Origin of the sequence: Streptomyces sp. NPDC047971, from assembly GCF_040653355.1 — a bacterium.
In the GTDB taxonomy this organism is placed as follows: domain Bacteria; phylum Actinomycetota; class Actinomycetes; order Streptomycetales; family Streptomycetaceae; genus Streptomyces.
The window spans coordinates 63,210-77,890 of the sequence record NZ_JBEZNW010000007.1 but is presented as its reverse complement, the minus strand read 5'-3'; the positions used below and the strand labels follow the sequence as shown (position 1 = coordinate 77,890).

The window sequence follows — 14,681 nt, the reverse complement described above, 5'->3', positions numbered from 1 at the left end:
GACCCTTTACGCCCCTGTCATGCACGGGTAATTTCCGCTTTCGCAAGTGCTTGCTGCAAGTTGCCGACGGCTCTTTCAGTCAGGGGTCGGCTCTCCCGTTCCGGTCCGAGGCGCTTCGGAGTGAGCGGGCCCCATCGACCGCCGCGACCTCCCCGTCGCGGCCCTGCTCCGGAGTAGTGACGTATGCGACGCACTCCCTTCCGGCGGTTCGGACCTGCCCCGGTGACGGCCGTGGCCGCCGCCTGCCTGCTCGGACTGCTCTCCGCCGCTCCCGCGGCCGACCCGGCCGCCGCGGTCCCGGTGCCCGCCGCGGCCGCGGAGAACACCGCCACGGTCTTCTACTACACGAAGACCAAGAACTGGTCGGCGCACCTCCTCCACTACGCGCCCGACGGCGGCTCCTGGACGACCGTCCCCGGCGTGACGATGGAGGCCGCCTGCACGGACTGGGTGAAGACGACCGTCCCCCTCGGCTCGGCGGAGGGACTGCGGGCCACCTTCAACAACGGCACCGGCACCTGGGACAACAACAACGGCCGCGACTACGACCTCGGCACCGGCACGATCACCGTCAGGGACGGCGTGGTCGCCCACTCCGACCCCTGCGCCGACGACCCGGGCGAGCCCGGGCCCGGCAACCAGGCCACCGTCTACTACTCCACCGCCGCCCTCGGCTGGACCACCGTCAACCTGCACTACGCCCCGGCCGGCGGAGCTTGGACGACCGTCCCCGGCATCGGCATGGAGGCCGCCTGCACCGGCTGGTGGAAACGGACCGTCGACCTCGGCACCGCCACCGCCCTCAGCGCCGTCTTCAACAACGGCAACGGCGTCTGGGACAACAACAACGGCGCGAACTACACGCTGTCCGCCGGCGCGACGACCGTCAGGGACCGGGTCGTCACGGGCGACGCCGCCGACCCCTGCGCCACCGAGGTCCCCGACACCCAGGCACCCGGTGCGCCCACCGGGATCGAGGCGCGCGCCGACGGCACCTCCGTCGTCCTCACCTGGGAGCACGCCACCGACGACAGGGGGGTGACGGGCTATCAGGTGACCCGTACCGGCGGCACCCGCGGCACGGTGGTCACCGACGTGGTCTCCACCGTCCTCACCGACACGGACCTGGAGGCGAACACCGCCTACACCTACACGGTGCGGGCCCGCGACGCGGCGGGCAACACCTCCGCCTCGTCGACGCCCGCACGGGCGACCACCGGCACGGCGCCCCCGGCCCCCGCCCCGGGCCGTCCGCGCGGCACCGACCCGCGCGAGGACCCGGTCTACTTCGTCCTCACCGCACGCTTCAACGACGGCGACCCCTCCAACAACCGCGGCGGCAGCCAGCACACGAAGTCCGGGAACGCGGCCAACGACGACCCCATGTTCCGGGGGGACTTCAAGGGCCTGGTGGACAAGCTCGACTACATCAAGGGGCTCGGCTTCTCCGCCGTGTGGATCACCCCCGTGGTGCTCAACCGGTCCGACTACGACTACCACGGCTACCACGGCTACGACTTCTACCGGGTGGACGCCCGGCTCGAATCGGCCGGCGCCTCGTACCAGGACCTCATCGACGCCGCCCACGCCAAGGGCATGAAGATCTACCAGGACGTCGTGTACAACCACTCGTCGCGCTGGGGTGCCAAGGGCCTGTTCACCCCGAAGGTGTACGGCGTCCGCGACAGCCAGTGGAGCTGGTACTACGACGACCCCGACTCCTCCTTCGAGTACGACGGACTGACCGTCGAGCCGAAGTCCGGGAAGTCGTACTACACCGGCGATCTGTGGTCGACCGCCGAGCCCACCGGAAACACCTGCGTCGACTGGGGCAAGCCGACCCCGTACACCTCCCCCGAGGGCTACCGGATCTACAACTGCCAGTGGCCGAACCCCACATCGGGCATGTTCCCGACGTCGCTCTACCACGACTGCTGGATCGGCAACTGGGAGGGCGAGGACTCCCGTTCCTGCTGGCTGCACGACGACCTCGCCGACCTGAACACCGAATCCGCGGCCGTGCAGAACTACCTGATCGGCGCGTACGACAAGTACATCGACATGGGGGTCGACGGCTTCCGCGTCGACACCGCCGTGCACATCCCGCGCACCACCTGGAACCGCCGCTTCCTGCCCGCCATCCAGGAGCGCGTCACCCAGAGGTTCGGCGCGGAGGCCGCCAAGAACTTCTTCGTCTTCGGCGAGGTCGCCGCCTTCGTCAACGACAAGTGGAACCGCGGCTCGGTCAACCACTCCGCCCAGTTCTACACCTGGAAGGAGCGCAAGGAGTACGCACTCGACGACGCGGCCGCCGCCCTGGAGATGTACGACTACGAGCAGCAGCAGGGCCCGGCGAACCAACCCACCTCCGACAACGCCTTCCTGAACGGCAACAGCTACCACGCGCCGGACCACAGCCGGTTCTCCGGGATGAACGTCATCGACATGCGGATGCACATGAACTTCGGTGACGCGCAGAACGCCTTCGGCAACGGCAAGGACTCCGACGACAGCTACAACGACGCCACCTACAACGTCGTCTACGTCGACAGCCACGACTACGGCCCCAACAAGAGCGGCGAGCGCTACACCGGAGGCACCGACGCCTGGGCGGAGAACATGTCGCTGATGTGGACCTTCCGCGGCATCCCGACGCTCTCCTACGGCTCGGAGATCGAGTTCCAGAAGGGCAGGAAGATCGACTGCGGGCCCACCTGCCCGCTGGCGACCACCGGCCGCGCCTACTTCGGCGACCATCTCGCCGGGGACGTGCGGGCCTCCGGCTTCTCCACCGTCGAGTCGGCGAGCGGCGCGGTCGCCCAGACCCTGACCCAGCCGCTGGCCCGGCACGTCCAGCGACTCAACCAGATCCGCCGCTCCGTCCCGGCCCTGCAGAAGGGCCAGTACTCCACCGAGGGCATCAGCGGCTCGATGGCGTACAAGCGCCGGTACACCAGCGGCACCACCGACAGCTTCGCGCTGGTCACGGTCACCGGCGGGGCCACCTTCACGGGCATCCCGAACGGCACCTACACGGACGCCGTCACCGGCGACCAGCGGGTCGTCGCCGACGGCACCCTGACCGTCGCGGCGCCGGGCAAGGGCAACCTGCGGGTGTACGTCCTTGACGGCCCCGGTCGGATAGGCACCCCGGGGCCGTATCTGAAGTAGCCCGGGCGGGACCGAGGTGCGGAAGGGCCGCGGCGCACCGGCGCCGCGGCCCGCTCCGTCATCGCGGCTCGGCGGGCCCCGTGCCGGGCCGGGGGGAGACCAGGGTGCCCGCCGAGACCCGCAGCAGCCTGAGGACGACGGCCGGGGGCGCGTCGATGCGGTAGCGGCGGCCGAGCCGGGACCACTGGTCCAGGACCGCGAGGAGGCCGGAGTCGCAGAAGGTGACCCGCGAGGCGTCCAGGATCAGCTCGGTGCAGCCGTCCGCGGCGGCGGAGGCGAGTATCGCCCGTAGCGGCGCGGCGCTGTAGTGGTCGATCTCCCCGGTCAGCCGGACCAGCAGGGTCGCGGGGCCGACATGGGCGCAGGAGTGGACGACTATGCCGCCCGGCGCGGTGTCCGCTCCCTGCTCACGCGCAGGGGGCCGGGGCGTCTCGGTCAGTATCGGTGCGGTGCTCGCGGTACTCACGTACCCCATCAACGGCCCTGCGGCCCACTCGGGCGTACGCGGCACGCCGCCCGGTCACCCCACCGGGCAGCAGTGATCCACTTCCGGGGGACACGGCGGGGTCATTCGACCGACTCGACCGTGACGGCGATGGTGTGCCACCCGCTCGCGCCGTCGGGCATCGGTTCGGTGCGGCGCTCGGTCTGGGTGACGCCGGCGCCGTCCGTCGCCCGGACGGCGAGGTCGTGACGGCCAGGGGTGGCCTGCCACGGGAACACCCACTGGCGCCAGGTGTCCCGGCTGTCCTCGGTGGCGAGGCGCGCGTCCCGCCAGGGGCCCTCGTCGACGCGCACCTGGACGCGCTCGATGCCGCGGTGCTGGGCCCAGGCCACCCCGGCGATCATCACCGTGCCCTCGCGCAGGCGGGCGAGGGAGCGCGGGGTGTCGATCCTCGACTGGGTCTTGACCGGTGCCTCGGCCGCCCAGCCTCCGCGCACCCAGTAGGCGTCATAGGCGGCGAAGGTGGTGAGCTCGATCTCCACGATCCACTTGCAGGCGGAGACATATCCGTACAGGCCGGGTACGAGCATCCGGACCGGGAAGCCGTGCTCGAAGGGCAGGGGCTCGCCGTTCATCCCGAAGGCGAGGAGCGCGTCGCGGCCGTCCATCACGTCCTCGACCGGGGTGCCGATCGTCATGCCGTCGGAGGAGCGGGCGACGATCTGGTCGGCCGGGCCGCCCTCGGACGGCGGCCGCACCCCCGCCTCACGGAGCAGGTCGGCGAGCCGCACGCCCGTCCAGCGGGCGTTTCCGACGAGAGATCCGCCGACCTCGTTGGAGACGCAGGCGAGCGTGATGTCGCGCTCGACCACGGTGCGCCGGAGCAGGTCCCGCAGGGTGAGGGAGCGCTCCTCCACGACGCCGAGGCCGGTGATCCGCAGCCGCCAGTCGTCGGCGTCCACCTTGGGGACGACGAGCGCGGTGTCGACCCGGTAGAAGTCCTCGTTCGGGGTGATGAAGGGGCCGATGCCGGGGACGTCGAGCTGCGCCCCGGGCGGGACGGCCGGTGCGGCGGACGCCGGCCGGGGCAGCCGGAACGCGGTACGGGAGGCCACGGCGTCCTCGTGGCGGGCACCGCCGAGTGCTCGGGCGAGCGCGGCCGCGCCCGTCGCCGCGAGGACCGTGACGGCCGCGGTCACGAGGAAGCTCCGGCGGCTCGCCCGGGCGGCCCGCTCCGGCGCGGCCGTGACCGGCCGGGCGAGCAGCCGGCCGGTCAGCACGTACAGCAGGGCCGCGCCGGCCGCCGCCCCGAGCAGCGAGGGGAGGACATCGGCCGCGGAGTCGGAGTCCGGTCGGCCCGCCGCGGCGAGGGCGCCGACGACTCCGAGGGCGAGCACGCCCACGACCCCCGCCGGCCTGCTCCGCAGCGCCAGCAGGCCGATGGCGGCGGCCAGGAGCGCGAGGAGCGTGAGAATGCCGGCCAGGAGGACGGCCTTGTCGCTCGCGCCGAAGGTCCGGATCGCCCATTCCTTCACCGCGGCCGGGGTGAGGTCGATGACCGCTCCGCCGACGGCGGTGACGGGGCCCGCCTCGGGGCGGACCCAGGAGGCGACGACTTCGGCGACGGCGAGGGAGACGTACCCGGCGACGAGTCCGCCGAGCGCGCCGAGCAGGCGGTCGGTGCGGGTGGGCTCGCGTGGGGGCGCTGAGAGGGTCATGCCTTTCAATCGGCACCGATCCGCCGCGGACTGGGGGTGTTTCACCCGGACGGCCGACCGCTCGGGCGCGGTGTCCGGCCCCGGCAGCGCCTACGACGGAACCGGCCGCCCCACCGGCCGGTCCGTCGTTCACTTGGTCCCGTCGGCCGGGCCCATGTGTTCGCCCGGGGTCGCGAGCTCTTCGACGGCGCCGGCGCCGACGACCGCGCCGGTGGACTTCTTGGCTCGCCGCAGCCTGCGTTCGAGCCGGCCGGCGAAGGTGGTGAGGGCGAAGTTCAGGATGACGAAGATGACGGCGACGACCGTGAAGCTGGCGATGGTGTTCGCTCCGTAGTTGGCGCTCATCGGGCGCACGGAGGCGAGGAGTTCGGAGAAGCCGAGCATCGCGCCGCCGAGCGCGGTGTCCTTGACGATGACGACCAGCTGGCTGACGAGTGCCGGCAGCATCGCGGTCACCGACTGGGGCAGCAGGACGTTGGTCATGGTCTGTCCCTTGCGCATCCCGATCGCCTTGGCGGCGTCGGTCTGGCCGCGCGGCAGGGAGAGGATGCCGGCCCGGACGACCTCGGCGAGGACCGAGGCGTTGTAGAGGACCAGGCCGGTCACGACCGCGTAGAGGGGGCGGTTCTCCGGGCTGATGTCGGTGAACTCGGAGTAGGCGGCGTTGGCGAAGAGCATCAGGATCAGCACGGGGATGGCGCGGAAGAACTCCACGATCGTGCCGGCGGCGCCGCGGATCCAGGCGTGGTCGGAGAGCCGCCCGATGCCGAGGAGGGCGCCCACCGGCAGGGCGATGACCACGGCGAGGGCGGCGGCGATGAGGGTGTTCTTCAGGGCGGGCAGGAGGAACGTCGTCCAGGTGCGGGCGTCCGTGAAGAACGGCGACCACTTGGCCCATTCGAGCTGGCCCTGATCGGCGAGGGTCGCCAGGACCCACCAGATGAGGCCGGCGACGGCGAGCAGGAACAGCAGGGTGTAGAGGATGTTGCGGCGCTTCGCGCGGGGGCCGGGGACGTCGTAGAGGACGGTGGGCTTGTCCTTCATCGCTTCACCGCCACCTTCTTGCTCACCCAGCCGAGGAAGAGCCCCATGGGGAGCGTGAGGCAGATGAAGCCGACCGCGAAGATCAGCGAGATGAGGATCAGCTGGGCCTCGTTCTCGATCATCTCGCGCATCAGCAGGGCGGCTTCGGCGACGCCGATGGCGGCGGCCACGGTGGTGTTCTTGGTGAGGGCGATCAGGACGTTGGCCAGCGGACCGACCACGGAGCGGAACGCCTGCGGCAGCACGATCAGGCGCAGCACCTGGGGGAAGTTGAGTCCGATGGCGCGCGCGGCCTCGACCTGGCCGAGGGGAACGGTGTTGATGCCGGAGCGCAGCGCCTCACAGACGAACGCGGAGGTGTAGGCGATCAGTCCGAGGACGGCGAGCCGGAAGTTGATGGTGGTGAAGTCCTCGGCGCCCATGTTGACGCCGAGGGTCTGGAACAGGCCGAGCGAGGTGAAGACGATGATCACGGTGAGGGGGATGTTCCGGACGATGTTGACGTAGGCGGTGCCGAAGCCCCGCATCAGGGGGACGGGGCTGACGCGCATGGCGGCCAGCAGCGTCCCCCAGATCAGGGAGCCGATCGCGGAGTAGACGGTGAGCTGCACCGTCACCCAGAACGCTCCCAGCAGGTCGTAGCCTTCGAGGAAGTCGAACACGGCGGCCCACTTACTTGACGACGACGCCGATCTCCGGCGCGGGCTCGTTCTGGTACTCGGCGGGTCCGAAGTTCTTCTTCACGGCCGCGTCCCAGGAGCCGTCCGCGACCATCTTCTCCAGGGCGTCGTTGATCTGCTCCTTGAGTTCGCTGCCCTCCTGGACACCGATTCCGTAGTTCTCGTTGCTCAGCTTGAAGCCGCCGAGCTTGAACTTGCCCTCGAACTCGGGTTGCGAGGCGTACCCGGCGAGAATGGCGTCGTCGGTGGTCAGCGCGTCGATCACACCGTTCTCCAGACCGGTGAGGCACTCCGAGTAGCCGCCGTACTCCTGCAGCTGCGCGTCGGGGGCGATCTTCTCCTTGACGTTCTGCGCGGACGTGGATCCGGTGACCGAGCAGAGCTTCTTGTTGTTCAGGTCCTCGGGCTTGGTGATGGAGTTGTCGTCCGCGCGGATCAGCACGTCCTGGTGGGCCAGGAGGTACGGACCGGCGAAGTCGACCTTCTCCTCGCGCTGGTCGTTGATCGAGTACGAGGCCGCGATGAAGTCGACGTCGCCGCGCTGCAGCATCGTCTCCCGGTCGGCGCTCTTGGCCTCCTTCCACTCGATGTCACCGGGATCGCGGCCGAGCTGCTGGGCGATGTACGTGGCCACGTCGACGTCGAAGCCGGTGTACGTGCCGTCGGGGGTCTTGAGCCCGACGCCGGGCTGGTCGTACTTGATGCCGACGGTGATCTTCTCGTTGTCGGAGGCCGCGCCGCCGCTGTCGTCGTCGCCGCATGCGGCCACGGAGAAGGCGAGGGCGAGCGCGGCGGCCGCGGCCACCCCGGCCTTGGTGAGCTTGCGAGCGTTCATGTGATCACCCCTGGGGGATGCTGTGCGCGTGGCGGTGCCGTCGTTCAGTGGTGCAGGATCTTCGACAGGAAGTCCTTGGCACGGTCGCTGCGCGGGTTGCTGAAGAACTGGTCGGGTGTGGTCTCCTCGACGATCCGGCCGTCCGCCATGAACACCACGCGGTTGGCGGCGGAGCGCGCGAAGCCCATCTCGTGGGTGACGACGACCATGGTCATCCCGTCACGGGCGAGTTGCTGCATGACCTCGAGGACTTCGTTGATCATCTCGGGGTCGAGCGCGGACGTCGGCTCGTCGAAGAGCATCACCTTCGGTTCCATGGCCAGGGCCCTGGCGATCGCGACGCGCTGTTGCTGGCCGCCGGAGAGCTGGGCGGGGTACTTGTCGGCCTGGTTCGCGACCCCGACGCGGTCGAGGAGCTCGCGGGCCCGCTGCTCGGCGGCCTTCTTCTCCTTCTTGCGGACCTTGATCTGGCCGAGGGTGACGTTCTCCAGCACGGTCTTGTGCGCGAAGAGGTTGAAGGACTGGAAGACCATGCCGACGTCGGCCCGGAGCGCGGCCAGCTCCCGCCCCTCGGCGGGCAGCGGTTTGCCGTCGATGAGGATCTCGCCGGAGTCGATGGTCTCCAGCCGGTTGATGGCCCGGCAGAGGGTCGACTTCCCGCCGCCGGAGGGTCCGATGACCACGACGACCTCGCCGCGGCCGACGGTCAGGTCGATGGCCTGCAGCACGTGGAGCGCGCCGAAGTGCTTGTCGACGTTCCTCAGTACGACGAGATCGTCGGGCATGGCAGCCTCCTGGTCCGCCGCTCCCCACCCTCCTCACGTTCATGCTCCGCCCTCGGCCGGTGTACTGCACGCCGGAGGCCCGGCGAGGGAGGGTCGATGAGAATGGTTTTCATGAAGGCCGGGCGGCTCACTCCCCCGGCGCGTCCTCCTCCGCGAGGACGCGCTGTGCCACGGCGAAGGCCGCGTTGGCGGCCGGGACCCCGCAGTAGACCGCGGTCTGGAGGAGTACGGCCCCGATCTCGTCGGGCCGCAGACCGTTGCGCCGGGCCGCGCGGACATGCATGGCCAGTTCCTCCGTATGGCCGTGGGCGACCAGCGCCGTGAGGGTGACGAGGCTCCGCTCGCGCCGCGACAGGGTGGGGTCGGTCCAGATCTCGCCCCAGGCGTAGCGGGAGATGAAGTCCTGGAAACGGGCCGTGAACTCCGTCTGCCGCGCCTGGGCACGGTCCACGTGCGCGTCGCCCAGCACCTCGCGGCGGACCTCCATGCCCCGCCGCCCCGAGCCGGCCGTGAGGTGGCCGCGCAGCGCGGCGAGGACGGCCTCGGGCTGTTCGGCGGGGGCCAGGTGGGAGGCGCCGGGGATCTCGGTGAGGGTGGCGCCGGGCACGGCGTCGGCGATCTCGCGCAGATGCGCCGGCGGTGTCGCCGGGTCCTCGCGGCCGGCGACGAGGAGCGTGGGGGCGAGGATCGACGGCAGCCGGTCCCTGAGGTCGAAGGCGGCGAGCGCGTCGCAGCAGGCGGCGTACGCGTCCGGGTCGGCCTCGCGATGGGCGTCGACCAGGGCGGGCACGGTGAATCCGGGCGTGAACCAGCGCGCGTCGGCGCTGTCGGCGAGCGCGGCCAGACCCTCGCGACGGACGGCCGCGGCACGCTCCTCCCACATCGTGGAGCCGCCGAAGTGGGCCGAGGAGCACAGCACGGCGAGCCGCTCCACCCGCTCGGGGTGGTGCACGGCGAGGTGCAGGCCGACGGCTCCGCCGAGCGAGACGCCCGCGTACGAGAACCGTTCGGCGCCCAGCGTGTCGGCGAGGGCGAGGACCAGCCCGGCCAGGTCGGCGACGGTCACTCCCGGGCCGATGAGCGAGGCCGGGGATCCGCCGTGGCCGGGGAGGTCCCAGCGGACGACGCGATGGGTCACCGACAGTTCGGGGGCGACGGCGTCCCACAGGGCGGTGGAGGTGCCCAGGGAGGGGCCGAGGATCAGGACCGGGGCGGTGGACGGCCCCTCGATGCGGTGGTGGGGCGGCTGGGGGGTGTCGGTGGTCACGGTCGCTCCAGGGCGCGGTCGGTCAGGGCTCCGGCGGAACCGGTCGACCGGGCGGGATCGGTGAGGTCGTCGAGGGCGAGGTCCTTCAGCTCCGGCACCTCGCCGAGGAGGTCGGCGAGCGCGCGGCCCTCCGACCGGCTCCGCGCGGCGAGTTCGGCGACGAGCTCCTTCGCCCGGGCCCGGCCGAGGGCCTCGGCGAGGGCGACGGACAGCCGCTCGGAGAGGAGCAGACCTCCGGTGAGGCCCAGGTGCTCCCGCATGACGTCCGCGCGGACGCGCAGGCCCTCGGCCAGTTCCGCGGTGTCCCGGGCCGCCCCGCCGACGAGCCGGAGCAGGTCGCGCAGCGGCTCCCACTCGGCGTGCCAGGCGCCTGCCGGCCGCTCGTCCTCGGCGGCCATCGAGGCGTGGAGGACGGCGGCGAGGTGCGGGGCGCGGCGCGCGGCCGAGGCGATGAGCGTGGCCCGTACCGGGTTGGCCTTGTGCGGCATGGCGGAGGAGCCGCCGCCCGCCGCCTCCGACAGCTCCGCGATCTCGGTTCGGGAGAGGGTGAGGACATCGGCCGCGGTCCTGCCGAGCGCCCCCGCGGTGAAGGCGAGGGCGCCCGCGAGGTCGGCGACCGGGGTCCGCAGGGTGTGCCAGGGCAGGAGGGGCACGGCGAGGCCGGTCTCATGGGCGTAGGCGGTGACCAGCCGTTCGGCGTCCGCGTCCGCCCCGCGGGCGTAGCCCGTGAAGGCCGCCAAGGTGCCTGCGGCGCCGCCGAGTTGGGCGGGCAGGGAGTCCCGTACGGCATGGAGGCGGTCCCGGGCGTCGAGGATCAGCGAGCGCCAGCCGGCCGCCTTGAGTCCGAAGGTGGTGGGCACGGCGTGCTGGGTGAGGGTCCGGCCGGGCATGACCGTGTCCCGGTGGGCCGCGGCGAGGGCGCCCAGAGCCCGTTGCGCGCGGCCGAGGTCGTCGAGGATCGGGTCCAGGGTCCGGCGCGCGACCAGCATCGTCGCCGTGTCCATGATGTCCTGGCTGGTCGCGCCCCGGTGGACGTACGCCCGCCATTCCTCGGGAACGGCGGCGGTGAGGTCGGCGACCAGGGGGATGACGGGGTTGCCGCCCGTGCGGGCGCGCAGGGCGAGGTCGCGGGCGTCGAAGCGGGAGGCGTCGGCGGCGGCCGTGACCGCGTCGGCGGCCTCGGCCGGCGCCTGCCCGACGGCGGCCTGGGCGCGGGTGAGGGCCGCCTCCGCGTCGAGCATCGCCCGGAGGAAGGCCGTGTCGCCGGTCGCGGCCTCGGCCGGCGAGCCGGCCCGCCCCGGGGCCAGCAGGCCGGTGTCGAGTGGTTCCGTGCCGTGGGGATCGGGTGTCACGTGAACTCCAGGAAGACCGTCTCGCCCTCGCCCTGCAGCCGGATGTCGAAGAGGTGGGTGCGGGGCGCGCCGTTCTCGTCGGGCCCGGCCACCAGCGTCGCCCGGCGGGCCGCGGGCAGCGAGTCGAGCAGCGGATCGGCGCCGTCCCGCAGGTACGCGCGGGTGAAGAGGTGGTGCAGCAGTCCGCGGGCGAAGACGCAGACGCCGATGTACGGCAGTCCGGCGTTGCCGGGCGGCAGGGTGTGCAGGGCGTAGTGCCCGTCGGCGTCCGTGGCGACGCGGCCGAAGCCGGTGAAGTCGGTCCCGTTGCGGCCGAGGTGCCCGCCGGTCACGGGATCGCGGCGCAGGGAACCGGGGGCGCCGGTCAGGGAGCCGTCGGGGGCCGCCTGCCAGAACTCCAGGAGCGCGTCGGGGACGGGAGCGCCCTCGCCGTCGTACACGTGTCCGTGCAGGACGATCCGGTCGGGATGGCCGTGCGGTGCTATCCGCTCCCCGTCGGGAAAGGGAAGGGCGTAGCCGTAGAAGGGGCCGACGGTGTGGGACGGGGTCGGGGGGAGGGTCATGGCCGGTCAGCGCCCTTCTTCGATCCAGGTGGCGGAGGGACCGTCGAGCACGATGTCCCAGGCGTAGCCGAGGGAGAACTCGGGCCGCGACAGCGCGTGGTCGTAGGTGGCGACGAGCCGCTCGCGGGCGGCGCGGTCGGTGACCGAGCGCAGGATCGGGTCGTGGGCGAAGAGCGGGTCGCCGGGGAAATACATCTGCGTGACGAGCCGCTGGGTGAACGCCGTGCCGAACACCGAGAAGTGGATGTGGGCGGGGCGCCAGGCGTTGGTGTGGTTGCGCCAGGGGTACGCGCCGGGTCTGACGGTGGTGAAGGTGTAGCGGCCGTCGTCGTCGGTGAGGGTGCGGCCGACGCCGGTGAAGTGGGGGTCGAGCGGGGCCGGGTGCTGGTCGCGCAGATGGGCGTAGCGTCCGGAGGCGTTGGCCTGCCACAGCTCGATGAGCTGACCGCGCACGGGACGTCCGGCCCGGTCGAGGAGCCGTCCGGAGACGGTGATGCGTTCGCCGAGGGGCTCGCCCGCGTGCCCGCGGGTGAGGTCGTTGTCGGTCTCGGTGACGTCGGTCGGCCCGAAGACGGGGCCGGACAGCTCCACCGTCTCGGGGTCGCCGCCGCCGACGGCGACGAGCGGCTGGTGGGGGTGGCGGAGGAGGGAGCTGCGGTACGGGGCGTAGTCGCGGGCCGGGTGGCTGCGGGGCGCGGCGCCGGCGGCCAGCTCCTTGTCGTAGGCGTTCTGGAGCTCGTCGATCTCGGTGTCGATGTCCGACTGGGTGAGGGCCATGGGGGTTCCCGGGGTCAGGGTCGGCGGGCGGGGGTGTCGACGGCGCTGCGGACCTTCGCGGCCGTCCTGGCGAGGACGTCGGCGGGGTCGACGCCGGGTGCGGTCTCGACGAGGAGGAGGCCGTCGTCGGTGACGTCGAGGACTCCGAGGTCCGTGACGATCCGGTCGACGCATCCCCGGCCGGTCAGCGGGAGGCTGCACTCCTCGACGATCTTCGGCGTTCCGTCCTTGGCGGTGTGGGTCATCACGGCGATGACGGTCCGCGCGCCGTGCACGAGGTCCATCGCCCCGCCGATGCCGGTGACGAGCTTGCCGGGAACGGCCCAGTTGGCGAGGTCGCCGCGGGCCGAGACCTGCATGGCGCCGAGGACGGCGACGTCGATGTGGCCGCCCCGGATCATGCCGAAGGAGAGCGCGGAGTCGAAGTAGGAGGCCCCGGGCAGGACGGTGACGGTCTCCTTTCCGGCGTTGATGAGATCGGGGTCGACCTCGTCCTCGGCCGGGAAGGGCCCGGTGCCGAGGATGCCGTTCTCCGATTCGAGGACCACCTCCACGCCCTCGGGGAGGTGGTTGGGGATGAGGGTCGGCAGGCCGATGCCCAGGTTGACGTACTGGCCGTCCTTGAGTTCGCGGGCCGCGCGGGCGGCCATCTGCTCTCGGGTCCAGCTCATCGTGTGGTCCTCTTCTCTATGCCCTTGTCCCGGGCCTGTTCGGGGGTGAGGGCCACCACCCGCTGGACGAAGACCCCGGGGAGATGGACGTGGTCGGGGTCGATCGCGCCGGGTTCGACCAGCTCCTCGACCTCGGCGATCGTCACCTTCCCGGCCATCGCGGCGAGCGGGTTGAAGTTCCGGGCCGACTTGTTGAAGACCAGGTTTCCGTGCCGGTCGCCGCGGGCCGCGCGGACGAGCGCGAAGTCCGTGCGGATGCCGTGCTCCAGCACGTGCTCGACGCCGTCGAACGCGCGCACCTCCTTGGGCGGCGAGGCCAGCGCGACCCCGCCGGAGCCGTCGTAGCGCCACGGCAGGCCGCCCTCGGCGACCTGGGTGCCGACACCGGCGGGGGTGTAGAAGGCGGGGATGCCGCAGCCGCCGGCCCGCAGCCGCTCCGCGAGCGTGCCCTGCGGGATCAGTTCGACCTCCAGCTCTCCGGCGAGGTACTGGCGCGCGAACTCCTTGTTCGAGCCGATGTACGAGCCCGTCACCCGGGCGATCCGTCCCGCGGAGAGCAGCACGGCGAGACCGGAGTCCATCGCGCCGCAGTTGTTCGACACGACGCGCAGGCCGCCGACACCACGCCCGTGCACCGCGCCGATCAGCACGTTCGGCACTCCGCCGAGACCGAAGCCGCCCACGGCGAGGGACGCTCCGTCCCCGATGTCGGCCACCGCCTCGGCGGCGGTGGCCATCACCTTGTCCATTCGAGAAGCCTCCGACTCCCTCAAGAATTAGTCAGTGCACTGAGCATCTGATGCAATGCCGCCATGCTGGCACCGGACCCGACGACCGTCAACAGCGGGGAGAGTGAACAGACGAAGGCGCGTATCGTTCAGTGCACCGACGAATCAACCGGAGGCAGACGATGGCCGCGGTGGATCTGACCACCCATCCCGGGCACCTGGCCCGCCGGCTCCAGCAGGCACACCATCTGCTCTGGAACACGATGGTCTCGGAGGAGATCACCTCCCCGCAGTTCGGCGTGCTCAACGCCCTGACCGCCGAGCCCGGCCTCGATCAGCGGACCGTGGGCGAGCGCGTGGGGCTCGACCGCTCCACCATCGCCGAGGTCGTCAGCCGGCTCACCCGGCGCGGCCTGCTCGACAAGGTGCGCGACCCGGAGGACGGCCGCCGCTTCCTCCTCCGGCTGACCGAGGAGGGGCAGCGGACGCACCGCAGGCTGACGGTGCGGACGGCACGGATGAACCAGGTCTTCCTCGCCCCGCTGTCCACCGAGGAGCAGACACAGTTCATGAGCCTGCTCCTGCGGGTGTCGGACGCCGCGGAGCGCCTGCGCGACCCGGCCGAGCCGGTCGCGCCCTGAACGG

The 14,681-nt window shown here is 71.8% G+C and carries 14 protein-coding genes; 2 read left to right on the top strand and 12 right to left on the bottom strand.

Translation table 11 applies throughout. The features are described 5' to 3' along the window. The first annotated feature begins 183 nt into the window (after positions 1–183). Complete coding sequence (locus AB0D99_RS09530) at positions 184–3,171, top strand: carbohydrate binding domain-containing protein (protein ID WP_362358447.1); 2,988 nt, start codon at positions 184–186, stop codon at positions 3,169–3,171. A 58-nt stretch (positions 3,172–3,229) separates the two neighbouring features. Here AB0D99_RS09530 and AB0D99_RS09525 read toward each other — a convergent pair whose 3' ends face one another. The 12 genes from AB0D99_RS09525 to AB0D99_RS09470 all read right to left on the bottom strand — a co-directional run bounded on the left by AB0D99_RS09525 (position 3,230) and on the right by AB0D99_RS09470 (position 14,057). Next, positions 3,230–3,637, bottom strand: coding sequence for an STAS domain-containing protein (locus AB0D99_RS09525; protein ID WP_362358446.1), 408 nt, complete (start codon positions 3,635–3,637; stop codon positions 3,230–3,232). Positions 3,638–3,738: 101 nt separating this feature from the next. Continuing rightward, positions 3,739–5,334 carry a molybdopterin-dependent oxidoreductase gene (locus AB0D99_RS09520; protein WP_362358445.1) on the bottom strand — a complete coding sequence of 532 codons (1,596 nt, stop codon included), beginning with the start codon at positions 5,332–5,334 and terminating at the stop codon, positions 3,739–3,741. 129 nt (positions 5,335–5,463) lie between these two features. Continuing rightward, entirely contained in the window at positions 5,464–6,378 is a 915-nt protein-coding gene (locus AB0D99_RS09515; protein WP_362358444.1) for an amino acid ABC transporter permease, read from the bottom strand. Further along, positions 6,375–7,040: an amino acid ABC transporter permease gene (locus tag AB0D99_RS09510; protein WP_362358443.1), complete on the bottom strand. Its 666-nt coding sequence runs from the start codon at positions 7,038–7,040 to the stop codon at positions 6,375–6,377. Before AB0D99_RS09510 ends, AB0D99_RS09515 begins: the two co-directional genes overlap by 4 nt. A gap of 10 nt (positions 7,041–7,050) precedes the next feature. Continuing rightward, on the bottom strand, positions 7,051–7,893 hold the full coding sequence (locus tag AB0D99_RS09505) for a glutamate ABC transporter substrate-binding protein (RefSeq protein ID WP_362358442.1): 843 nt from the start codon (positions 7,891–7,893) through the stop codon (positions 7,051–7,053). Between the two features lie 44 nt (positions 7,894–7,937). Then, positions 7,938–8,678, bottom strand: coding sequence for an amino acid ABC transporter ATP-binding protein (locus AB0D99_RS09500; RefSeq protein WP_362358441.1), 741 nt, complete (start codon positions 8,676–8,678; stop codon positions 7,938–7,940). A 127-nt stretch (positions 8,679–8,805) separates the two neighbouring features. Then, positions 8,806–9,945, bottom strand: coding sequence for a 3-oxoadipate enol-lactonase (gene pcaD / locus AB0D99_RS09495; protein WP_362358440.1), 1,140 nt, complete (start codon positions 9,943–9,945; stop codon positions 8,806–8,808). Further along, positions 9,942–11,297 (bottom strand): 3-carboxy-cis,cis-muconate cycloisomerase, encoded by a 1,356-nt coding sequence (pcaB, locus tag AB0D99_RS09490; RefSeq protein ID WP_362358439.1) that lies wholly within the window; start codon positions 11,295–11,297, stop codon positions 9,942–9,944. Before pcaB ends, pcaD begins: the two co-directional genes overlap by 4 nt. After that, a complete protein-coding gene (gene pcaG / locus AB0D99_RS09485) occupies positions 11,294–11,860 on the bottom strand; it encodes a protocatechuate 3,4-dioxygenase subunit alpha (RefSeq protein WP_362358438.1) in 567 nt (188 codons plus the stop codon). The genes pcaB and pcaG overlap by 4 nt, the downstream gene beginning before the upstream one ends. Positions 11,861–11,866: 6 nt before the next feature. After that, entirely contained in the window at positions 11,867–12,637 is a 771-nt protein-coding gene (gene pcaH, locus AB0D99_RS09480; protein ID WP_362358437.1) for a protocatechuate 3,4-dioxygenase subunit beta, read from the bottom strand. Between the two features lie 14 nt (positions 12,638–12,651). Continuing rightward, the gene (locus tag AB0D99_RS09475; RefSeq protein WP_362358436.1) at positions 12,652–13,308 is read right to left on the bottom strand and encodes a CoA transferase subunit B; all 657 of its coding nucleotides are present in this window, start codon (positions 13,306–13,308) and stop codon (positions 12,652–12,654) included. Further along, positions 13,305–14,057, bottom strand: coding sequence for a CoA transferase subunit A (locus tag AB0D99_RS09470; RefSeq protein WP_362358435.1), 753 nt, complete (start codon positions 14,055–14,057; stop codon positions 13,305–13,307). Before AB0D99_RS09470 ends, AB0D99_RS09475 begins: the two co-directional genes overlap by 4 nt. Positions 14,058–14,218: 161 nt before the next feature. On the opposite strand from AB0D99_RS09470, the gene AB0D99_RS09465 reads away from it, so the two are divergent. Next, positions 14,219–14,677 carry a MarR family transcriptional regulator gene (locus AB0D99_RS09465; protein ID WP_362358434.1) on the top strand — a complete coding sequence of 153 codons (459 nt, stop codon included), beginning with the start codon at positions 14,219–14,221 and terminating at the stop codon, positions 14,675–14,677. Positions 14,678–14,681 lie beyond the last annotated feature (4 nt).

What these genes read in the sequence shown, in the direction of transcription:
- AB0D99_RS09515 (WP_362358444.1), bottom strand. Translation starts at nt 6,378, where the DNA reads ATGAAGGACAAGCCCACCGTCCTCTACGACGTCCCCGGCCCCCGCGCG.
- pcaH (WP_362358437.1), bottom strand. Translation starts at nt 12,637, where the DNA reads ATGGCCCTCACCCAGTCGGACATCGACACCGAGATCGACGAGCTCCAG.
- AB0D99_RS09520 (WP_362358445.1), bottom strand. Translation starts at nt 5,334, where the DNA reads ATGACCCTCTCAGCGCCCCCACGCGAGCCCACCCGCACCGACCGCCTG.
- AB0D99_RS09500 (WP_362358441.1), bottom strand. Translation starts at nt 8,678, where the DNA reads ATGCCCGACGATCTCGTCGTACTGAGGAACGTCGACAAGCACTTCGGC.
- pcaG (WP_362358438.1), bottom strand. Translation starts at nt 11,860, where the DNA reads ATGACCCTCCCCCCGACCCCGTCCCACACCGTCGGCCCCTTCTACGGC.
- AB0D99_RS09530 (WP_362358447.1), top strand. Translation starts at nt 184, where the DNA reads ATGCGACGCACTCCCTTCCGGCGGTTCGGACCTGCCCCGGTGACGGCC.
- AB0D99_RS09470 (WP_362358435.1), bottom strand. Translation starts at nt 14,057, where the DNA reads ATGGACAAGGTGATGGCCACCGCCGCCGAGGCGGTGGCCGACATCGGG.
- AB0D99_RS09505 (WP_362358442.1), bottom strand. Translation starts at nt 7,893, where the DNA reads ATGAACGCTCGCAAGCTCACCAAGGCCGGGGTGGCCGCGGCCGCCGCG.
- AB0D99_RS09465 (WP_362358434.1), top strand. Translation starts at nt 14,219, where the DNA reads ATGGCCGCGGTGGATCTGACCACCCATCCCGGGCACCTGGCCCGCCGG.
- AB0D99_RS09475 (WP_362358436.1), bottom strand. Translation starts at nt 13,308, where the DNA reads ATGAGCTGGACCCGAGAGCAGATGGCCGCCCGCGCGGCCCGCGAACTC.